An 8663-nucleotide genomic window follows, 5' to 3' on the forward strand; every position below is an offset into this window, starting at 1 on the left:
TGGAACGATCTCCTACGCTGCTGCCATTTGACCATCCAAAATGGCGGCGGCGATGCCATCAGAATGCCTGCGCCGGCCGTGGCCCGGGGCGCACGAGGGAAATTCTTCTACAAGCCATGAGTTTTCACACAGCCTCGACCCGTTGCAGAAGGTTGGAAGGTCCGCGCCCAGGCACTTGATGAGAGAGCTGTACGACTGGGTCGGGTGGCGAGCTGCCACAACCCAGGGTCATCGCGCCCGGTGGATAATTGGACCATAAGGGCCCATCACTGGCTTCGGTCCCGGCCGCCAGTGCCTGAGAGCAGCCTGCGCTCCCGCCCTGATTGCGTGGAACACGTCTGTGTCTGACAGCAGGCCCTTAGCCATCCTCATCGCGGAGGCTGACCAGCTCGTCCGTATGGTCACGGCCGACATGCTGGCGGATGTTGGCTTTCAGACCATAGAGGTCCGTACTGCCGCTGAGGCACTGGCGGTGCTCCAAGGACCAGCCGCCGTGCGCATGCTGATCACGGGGCGGGGCATCGTGGGCGATGGTGTTGCCCTCGCCCACCTCGTTCACCACCGTTGGCCCGGTGTTGGCATCATTGTCACCTCGGGAGCTGGAGCGGATCTTCAGCATCAGTTACCGCCGGGTACACGCCTGCTCAGCAAGCCCTACGTCTTTGCGGCCCTTATCCAAGAGGTGGAAGCCGGACTCGCACACGTGCGGGCGGCCCTCTCACCCGCTCCCGTATTGCCGTGTGGAGTACCACCTCACAGGGGAGTTAATTTAGGCAACGGCGTGGGAGCCGTTGCCGGTCCCTCGACCGAGCCGGACAAGACGTAACCTTGGCCTCCACGACGGCGAATTTGGATCTCTCGCTTTCGCGAGGTCGGCCAAGGTCGATCGGAGCCCCCATCGGGGCGCTGCTCCGTTTTCCCGTTTTCAAGAACGGTGCGCGCCAGCATGAATGGCCGTGGGGATTGGAGCCGGACTTTCCGCTTCTGGAAGCAAGGTCAAGGTCCGGTTGCCACCCCAAGCCGAAGTTGTCGGACGGCCGACGAACGGCCACTTCCGGGAAGTACCGCTAGCTTTCGGCCTGACCGAGTTGAGTCGAAACCAGCCACGCAAAGGCTCAAGGTGATGGCGGTCAGACCCGAAGACGGTCTCAGCGCAGATGGCCGCTGGCGCGCAGGTCCCGCTCCACGGCCTCGTGGACGGCCTGCAGCGGGTTGTCGTTGAGCGCGGCCGGCGGGAGCAGCGGCTTCATCGGGCCGGGCCGCGGATCGTGGTCGAGCTCGATCACGGGCGCCGCGGGGGCAGGGCGTGACGGCCAGCGGGCGGCGAGCCTGCGCAGGGCGGCCTGCGCGCCGGTCGGGAGGAGGGGGAGGAACGTATCGATCATGGCGAACGGGTCGGGGCGGTTCTGCGCGGCGGCACCCGGCGCGTCGAGCGGGTCCCGGGGAAACGAGCCGGGCGATCTGCCGTTCCGCTCCGGCGCCGTCATCGGCGCCCCCGCCCGAGGCGCGCCAGGTCGGGCAGGAATTCGGAATCGGTCAGCGCGGCGGCCAGCACCGCCAGCAGCCCGAGATGCAGGCAAGCCGCCGCGATCGGCAGGCCCTGAAGGGACCAGAGCCCGATCGCGCCCGCTGCCATGAGCGGCGGCCCGGCGACGTAGATCGGCGTGCGCCACGGGCCGGCGGGCCGGGCGAGGCGCCAGAAGCAGCCCGCGAAGGCCGCCAGCGCGAACCCGCCCTTCATCAGCGCCATGAAGCGGATCACCCGCACGAGATCGGGATCGACGGCCGCGCCGGGGGCCCGCGCTGCGGCCGCACCGGCGCCCAGGACGGCCAGGGCCGTCAGCAGGCCGAGCGCTCCGCGCGCGGGGCGTGATCGGCCGGATGCGCGGCCAGTGGCGGCCGCCAGGCCGAGATATGCCAGACCCTGCATCGGTCTCCTCCCGGGCGACCGCGGCGGGGCGGGTGATCCGCCCCGCGCACGCTTCGCTTAGAAGTCGTATAGCCGCTTGGGATTCTCGACAAGGATCCTGTCACGGGTGGCGCGCTCGGGCACCCAGGTGGCGAGCAGGTCGAGCAGGCGGCCGTCGTCGATATCCTGCGCGGGGGCGAGATCCGTGGGCTTGCGGCCCGGCTTCGGCGTGCTGTCCGGATGCGGCCAATCGCTGCCCCAGACCAGCCGCTCCGGGTTCGCCGCCACCAGGGCCCGGGCCAGCGGCGTCACGTCGGGATAGTCCGGCGCCTTGTCGGAGGCCCGGTAGGCGCCCGACAGCTTCACCCAGGCCTGTCCGCCGCGCACGAGGTCGAGCACGTCGCCGAAGCCCGCCTGGTCGGGCCCGAGGGCCGCCTGCGCGCCGGCGAAATGATCGAACACCACCGGCACCGGCAGGGCGGCCAGCTGCGGCTTCAGCGGGCCGATCACCGACAGGCGGGCATAGACCTGGAGGTGCCAGGGCCGCGACCCGATCTGCTGGACGGCGCTGTCCAGGGCCTTGGCCGAGGCCGCCGGATCGAACACGCCGGCCTGCTCCAGGTTGACCCGGATGCCGCGGATGCCGGCCCGGGCCAGGGCGTCGAGCTCGGCCGGGCCGGTCCCGGGTCCGATCACCGCGACGCCGCGGGCCCGCTGGGGCCCGAGCAGGCGCAGGCCGTCGAGGGTGGCCGCGTTGTCGGTGCCGTAGACGCTCGGCGTCACGATCACCACGCGGTCGAGCTTGAGCGCGTGCTGGAGGGCGAGCAGGCTCTCGGGCGGATCGACCGGCGGGGTGTAGCCGCGCCCCGCCCAGAACGGGAACTTCGCCGGATCGGGGATGACGTGGACGTGGCAGTCGCACGCCCCCGGCGGGACCTGGAACGAGACCGTGGTCTTGACGGTCGGCGCGGCGGCCTGTTCCGCGGCCAGGGCCGCCCGGTCGGTCAGGGCGAGACCGTTGGCGAGGGCGAGGGCGAGCGTTTGCCGGCGTGACAGCATGGCGGGTCTCCTCCGGATCGGCGGGCGAACTTCTGCGAGCGCCTCAACGGGATCGGACCACCTGGGCGCGACGCGCGCAAGCCGGCATCAGCCGCGCCCGTTACGACGCGAAGGGGATGCATGCTTGGATACAGCGGGGCTTGGCGGAAGCGGATGGGAATCGAACCCACCGTACGCTGTTGGCGTACCACTGGTTTTGAAGACCAGGGGGGCCACCAGACCCCGTTCGCCTCCACGGGCGGGGGTACGGGCCTGGGTCAAACCGGTCAAGCGCACGCCCCTGCGGCGGAATGGATCACCCGCCGCCGCCGGGGCGCCGCGATTCGTATTAATTCCGCCACACTGTTGTGGCCCTGCACCAGTCATGCCGTTCCTGCGACGCTCACCGCCTGTAAAAGGCCCTGCGCCGGACCCTGAAGGGGCTGCCCCGCCGCCTGCCGAACCGGCCGGCGAGGGGGCAGAACAGGTGAGCGAGGAGACCGCTCAGGCAGCCCCCCCTCCGGAAACGATCCCGGAGCCGAGCACGCCGCTCGCGGAGTCGCTGAAGCCCGGGCCGCGCGGGCCGGGCTGGATCGGCGCCGCCGTGGTGGTGACCGCGCTGGTCTCGGCGCTGGCGACCTTCCTGATCCTGGCCGGGGTGATCCGGGTGACGCCGACGCCGGCCTACGGCGTGACCCTGCTCGGCATCAACGCCGCCCTGGTGCTCGGCCTCGCCTTCGTGATCGCCTGGGAGGCGCGGGTCTTCCTGCATGCCCGCAAGGCCAACGCCGCGGTGGCCCGGCTGCACTCGCGCATCGTCGGCCTGTTCTCGCTGATCGCGATCCTGCCCACCGTGCTGCTGGCCGTGGTCGCCTCGGTGACCATCGACCGGGGCCTGTCGCTGGGCTTCACCGACCGGGTCCGCGACGTGGTGCTCAAATCCGTCGAGGTCGCCGACGCCTACCAGGAGAACCAGTGCCAGTCGCTCGCCCGGGAGATCCGCATCCTGGTGGACGACCTGACCCGGGCGCGCCCGAACTTCGACCGGGACCGGGCCTGGTTCGAGAGCTTCCTGACCACCCGGGCGACCAATCTCGGCCTGCCGGTGGCTCAGATCATGCGCGGGCCGACCGACGTGGTCGCCCGGGCCAAGATCGACGTGCTCAAGCAGGTGCGGCTGCCTTCGGCGGCGGCGTTCGAGGAGGCGGCGAACTCGGCCGACCCGATCTGCCTGCTGCCCACCGAGGGCCGGGTCTTCGCCGCGCTGCTGCGGATGCCGGCCTACGACGACGCGGTGCTGATGGTGCAGCGGGAGGTCAGCCAGCTCGCCATCGACTTCCCCGGCGTCTCGCGGGCGGCGGCGGCCGAGTACCTGACCTACGATTCGCTCCGGCGCTCGATCCAGATCACCTTCGCGTCGGTGTTCCTGCTGATCGCCCTGATCGCGCTCCTGTCGGCGGTGTGGTTCGGGATGAACTTCGCCAACCGGTTCGTGGCGCCGATCCGCCGGCTGATCAACGCCGCCGACCAGGTCGCGGCCGGCAATTTCTACGCCCAGGTGCCGACCAAGAAGACCAGCGGCGACCTGGCCCATCTCGGCGAGGCCTTCAACAAGATGACGCAGGAGCTGCGCCGCCAGCATACCGGGCTGATCGCCGCCAACGACCTGATCGACACCCGCCGCCGGTTCACGGAGGCGGTGCTGTCGGGGGTCTCGCCCGGGGTGATCGGCCTCGACGCGGCCGGCTTCGTCACCATCGCCAACCCGGCCGCCGAGCGGATGCTCGACGTGGAGAGCAACGCCCTGATCGGCCAGCCGCTGGCCCGGGCGGTGCCGGAGCTCGCCCCCGTGCTCGCCGAGAGCGAGAGCCGCCCGCGCGCCCTCCAGCAGCAGCTCCAGCTCACCCGGTCCCGGGGCGAGCGCACCGTGACCGTGCGGGTCACGAGCGAGCAGGCGCAGGCGGCCGCGCGCGGCTCGGTGGTGACCCTTGACGACATCACCGACCTCGTCCAGGCGCAGCGCAGCTCCGCCTGGGGCGACGTCGCCCGCCGCATCGCCCACGAGATCAAGAACCCCCTGACCCCGATCCAGCTCTCCGCCGAGCGCATCCGGCGCAAGTACGGCAAGGTCATCACCGCCGACAAGGAGGTGTTCGACCAGTGCACCGCCACGATCGTGCGCCAGGTGGACGAGATCAAGCGCATGGTCGACGAGTTCTCGGCCTTCGCGCGGATGCCCAAGCCCGCGATCGCGCCGAACGACCTGACCGAGATCGCCAAGCAGAACCTGTTCATGATGCGCGTGGCGCACCCGGACATCGACTTCGCGTTCTCGGCGCAGGGTGGCTCAGGACAGGGCGGCGCGGGCAACTCTGAAAAGATCGTGGCGGCCTTCGACATCCGGCTGCTCAGCCAGGTGATCACCAACATCCTGAAGAACGCCGTCGAGGCGGTGGCCGAGGTGCCGCCGGCCGAGCTCGGCAAGGGCAAGATCGCCCTGAGCCTCGCGGTCGAGGACGGTTTCGCGGTGATCACCGTGACCGACAACGGCAAGGGTTTTCCGGTCGAGGGGCGCCAGCGGCTGCTCGAGCCCTACATGACCACACGCGAAGGTGGCACGGGGCTGGGGCTTGCTATCGTCAGCAAGGTGCTTGAGGAGCACGGCGGCGGGATCGCGTTGAACGACAATCCCGCCGGCCGTGGCGGGCAGGTGCAGATGCGGGTCCCGCGCGAGCACGGGCCCGAGCCGTCCGGCCCCGAGACCAGTCCCGTCACGACAGAGGAGAAGGGCGCCGCACCGACGGCCCCCCGGATCGCGGAGATGCACGCATGAGCGCCGATATCCTGATTGTCGACGACGAGGCCGACATCCGCGACCTCGTGGCGGGCATCCTCGACGACGAGGGCCACCGCTGCCGCACGGCCGGCGGCTCCGACGAGGCGCTCGCCGCCATCGAGGCGCGCCGGCCGCACCTGGTGTTCCTGGACATCTGGCTGCAGGGCTCGCGCCTCGACGGCCTGCAGGTGCTCGACCTGATCAAGGCGGCCAATCCCGACCTGCCGGTGGTGATGATCTCGGGCCACGGCAACATCGAGACCGCGGTCTCGGCGATCAAGGCGGGGGCCTACGACTTCATCGAGAAGCCGTTCAAGGCCGACCGGCTGATCCTGGTGGCCGAGCGGGCGCTGGAGGCCTCGCGGCTCCGGCGCGAGGTCCGCGACCTGACGGCGCGCTCGGGCAACCCGAACCGCATCGTCGGCGGCTCGCTCGCGATCAACCAGCTGCGCCAGACCATCGACCGGGTGGCGCCGACCAACGCCCGGGTGATGATCACCGGGGCGCTGGGCTCCGGCAAGGAGCTCGCCGCGCGCAGCCTGCACAAGGCCTCGGCGCGGTCGAACGGGCCGTTCGTGCTGCTCAACGCGGCGGCGATCCTGCCCGAGACCATGGAGGCGGAGCTGTTCGGGGTCGAGGGCGAGTCCGGCCGGCGGGTCGGCGCCCTGGAGGAGGCCCATGGCGGCACCCTCTACCTCGACGAGGTCGCCGACATGCCGCGCGAGACCCAGAGCCGGATCCTGCGCGTCCTGGTCGACCAGAATTTCCAGCGGGTCGGCGGCACCACCCGGGTCCATGTCGACGTGCGGATCATCTCGTCGTCATCGCGGGATCTGGCCGAAGAGATCGCCGCGGGCCGGTTCCGCGAGGACCTGTTCCACCGCCTCTCGGTGGTGCCGGTGCGGGTGCCGGCCCTGTCGGAGCGGCGCGAGGACGTGCCCGAGCTGATCCAGTTCTTCATGGACAACATCTCGTCCCAGACCGGCCTGCCCAAGCGCGTGATCGCCGAGGACGCGATGGCGGTGCTCCAGTCGCACAACTGGCCGGGCAACGTCCGCCAGCTCAAGAACAACGTCGAGCGGCTGATGATCCTGACCCAGGCCGACCCGGACCAGGAGGTCACTTCCGAGATGCTGCCCTCCGAGATCGGCGCCCTGGTGCCGACCACCCCGGGGGGCGCGGGCGGCGAGAAGCTGATGAGCCTGGCGCTCCGCGAGGCCCGCGAGATCTTCGAGCGCGAGTACCTCGTGGCGCAGATCGCGCGGTTCTCGGGCAACATCTCGCGCACCGCCGAGTTCATCGGCATGGAGCGCTCGGCGCTCCACCGCAAGCTGAAGTCCCTGGGCATCGGTCCGTGAAACTGACGCCGATCCGTCACGGATCGGCCGGACCGGGCCTCGCTTGCCCCCGCACATTCACGCGGTCATGCTGTATACGCGATCACGGGCGGGATGATCGGACGATCCCGCACGTGATGGCCCCTCAGGGGCCGTACCCATCCCGGGCCCTTCGCGCCGGGACAACAAGAAGGCAAAGAAGATGGCGGGCGAACGCGCACAGAACCTTCAGGACACGTTCCTCAACCATGTCCGCAAGAACAAGATCCCGCTGACCATCTTCCTCGTCAACGGCGTCAAGCTGCAGGGCGTGGTCACCTGGTTCGACAATTTCTGCGTGCTGCTGCGCCGGGACGGCCACTCGCAGCTGGTCTACAAGCACGCGATCTCGACGATCATGCCGGGCCACCCGGTCCAGCTGTTCGAGCCGGACGAGACTGCCGAGAAGGCGTGATTTTTTTGGGGGAGGGCGGATTTGCCTGTTTCCCTCTGCGCGCTTGCGGATCGATAGATCGCGTTCCGTATCACCCGCGGCTCGGCAGGACGCCCGGTCCGAAGACGACAGCCGCCCCCTCTCCTCCCTCTGCGGGCTACGGCCCACACAGGTTTCGATCGTAGCCGCGGGCATGCCGTGTGTGCAGAAGGCGCGGGTCCCCTCTCCCGCACGGGAGAGAGGGTGCGTTGCAGCCTTCACATTCTGATGCGCGAACGTCGTAGCCCGTGCGGGAAAGGGGACCTGCGCCGTCTACGGCCACGGCATGATCCCTGCCGAGACCCGAAACCGGTGTAGCCCGTGGCCCGCAGAGGGTGGACGCGGTGGCTCAGGCGCTCGCTGCCGACCCCGATCTGCACCCGCCGGCCCGTGCGCACGTCGGCGCGATCGCGCAGATCACGCATCTCCTCGCTTGACAATGTTCCTATTTTGTGCTCATTAGCCGTCACCTGTCCTTCGGTGCTTCGGGAGCGATCCCGGGGCGCTCCTCGGGGGTCCGTTCGGTGGCTGACCGGCGGGCTCGGAGGACGGGGCGATGCCCGCGTCGGTGGCTCTCAGCCGCCATCGCCCCGGGCGGCGAACCGATGCAGGGCGTGTCTCGGAGACGGGCGTGAGATCGGGCGGCAGTTGGCCCGGCGGGGGCGAAATACCCCCGCGGCGACCCATCCCTGGGCGTGACCCTCAGAAACCCGCGGACCCGCCCAATACGAGGCGGAAGTCGGGTTGAAGGCCACGGCGGTGAATGCGGGTTCCGGGGGTGTCTCGGCTGCGAGGCGGCTTGGGCATCATGGGCAGTGACCGCTGGCACGGAGTCGCGGGATCGGGGCGCTGGCAAGACATCGCGACGAGAAAGACGGCACCGGCCGGGGACCATGCCCGTCCGATGCCGCGGGTCGCCGCGGGGATCGGGGGCCACGTCACCCGGCTGGGATCCGGTCCGACCCCCTGATCGGGCCCGGTTCTGCGGCTTCGGGAACACACCGGCCCGGCCGCGCGCCTGCCGGACGCCGCCTCCGGACGCCTGCACGCCGTCGAGCCATACCTTCGCCA

General features: G+C 70.1%; 7 protein-coding genes and 1 tRNA gene. 3 read left to right on the plus strand and 5 right to left on the minus strand.

The genetic code is table 11. From position 1 onward, the window contains the following. Positions 1–358: 358 nt before the first annotated feature. The 5 genes from MKL11_RS06585 to MKL11_RS06605 form a co-directional block, all read right to left on the minus strand. Entirely contained in the window at positions 359–619 is a 261-nt protein-coding gene (locus MKL11_RS06585; RefSeq protein WP_243941465.1) for a hypothetical protein, read from the minus strand. A gap of 529 nt (positions 620–1148) precedes the next feature. Beyond that, positions 1149–1487, minus strand: coding sequence for a hypothetical protein (locus MKL11_RS06590; RefSeq protein ID WP_243941467.1), 339 nt, complete (start codon positions 1485–1487; stop codon positions 1149–1151). Then, positions 1484–1930 carry a hypothetical protein gene (locus MKL11_RS06595; protein WP_243941469.1) on the minus strand — a complete coding sequence of 149 codons (447 nt, stop codon included), beginning with the start codon at positions 1928–1930 and terminating at the stop codon, positions 1484–1486. The genes MKL11_RS06590 and MKL11_RS06595 overlap by 4 nt, the downstream gene beginning before the upstream one ends. A gap of 57 nt (positions 1931–1987) precedes the next feature. Continuing rightward, positions 1988–2968, minus strand: a complete 981-nt coding sequence (locus MKL11_RS06600; protein ID WP_243941471.1) for an amidohydrolase family protein — start codon at positions 2966–2968, stop codon at positions 1988–1990. A 141-nt stretch (positions 2969–3109) separates the two neighbouring features. Further along, positions 3110–3202: transfer RNA gene (locus MKL11_RS06605), tRNA-Sec, on the minus strand. A 130-nt stretch (positions 3203–3332) separates the two neighbouring features. Here MKL11_RS06605 and MKL11_RS06610 point away from each other — a divergent pair. The 3 genes from MKL11_RS06610 to hfq all read left to right on the plus strand — a co-directional run bounded on the left by MKL11_RS06610 (position 3333) and on the right by hfq (position 7574). Continuing rightward, positions 3333–5780: a sensor histidine kinase gene (locus tag MKL11_RS06610; RefSeq protein ID WP_243941473.1), complete on the plus strand. Its 2448-nt coding sequence runs from the start codon at positions 3333–3335 to the stop codon at positions 5778–5780. After that, positions 5777–7141, plus strand: coding sequence for a sigma-54-dependent transcriptional regulator (locus MKL11_RS06615; protein WP_243941475.1), 1365 nt, complete (start codon positions 5777–5779; stop codon positions 7139–7141). Before MKL11_RS06610 ends, MKL11_RS06615 begins: the two co-directional genes overlap by 4 nt. A gap of 181 nt (positions 7142–7322) precedes the next feature. Next, the gene (gene hfq / locus MKL11_RS06620; protein ID WP_007563033.1) at positions 7323–7574 is read left to right on the plus strand and encodes an RNA chaperone Hfq; all 252 of its coding nucleotides are present in this window, start codon (positions 7323–7325) and stop codon (positions 7572–7574) included. The last annotated feature ends 1089 nt before the right edge of the window (positions 7575–8663 follow it).

This window comes from Methylobacterium sp. J-077 (assembly GCF_022829365.1).
Lineage (GTDB): Bacteria > Pseudomonadota > Alphaproteobacteria > Rhizobiales > Beijerinckiaceae > Methylobacterium.

Coding starts and splice junctions, on each gene's coding strand:
- MKL11_RS06585 (WP_243941465.1), bottom strand. CDS start 619: ATGCTGAAGATCCGCTCCAGCTCCCGAGGTGACAATGATGCCAACACC.
- MKL11_RS06590 (WP_243941467.1), bottom strand. CDS start 1,487: ATGACGGCGCCGGAGCGGAACGGCAGATCGCCCGGCTCGTTTCCCCGG.
- MKL11_RS06595 (WP_243941469.1), bottom strand. CDS start 1,930: ATGCAGGGTCTGGCATATCTCGGCCTGGCGGCCGCCACTGGCCGCGCA.
- MKL11_RS06600 (WP_243941471.1), bottom strand. CDS start 2,968: ATGCTGTCACGCCGGCAAACGCTCGCCCTCGCCCTCGCCAACGGTCTC.
- MKL11_RS06610 (WP_243941473.1), top strand. CDS start 3,333: ATGCCGTTCCTGCGACGCTCACCGCCTGTAAAAGGCCCTGCGCCGGAC.
- MKL11_RS06615 (WP_243941475.1), top strand. CDS start 5,777: ATGAGCGCCGATATCCTGATTGTCGACGACGAGGCCGACATCCGCGAC.
- hfq (WP_007563033.1), top strand. CDS start 7,323: ATGGCGGGCGAACGCGCACAGAACCTTCAGGACACGTTCCTCAACCAT.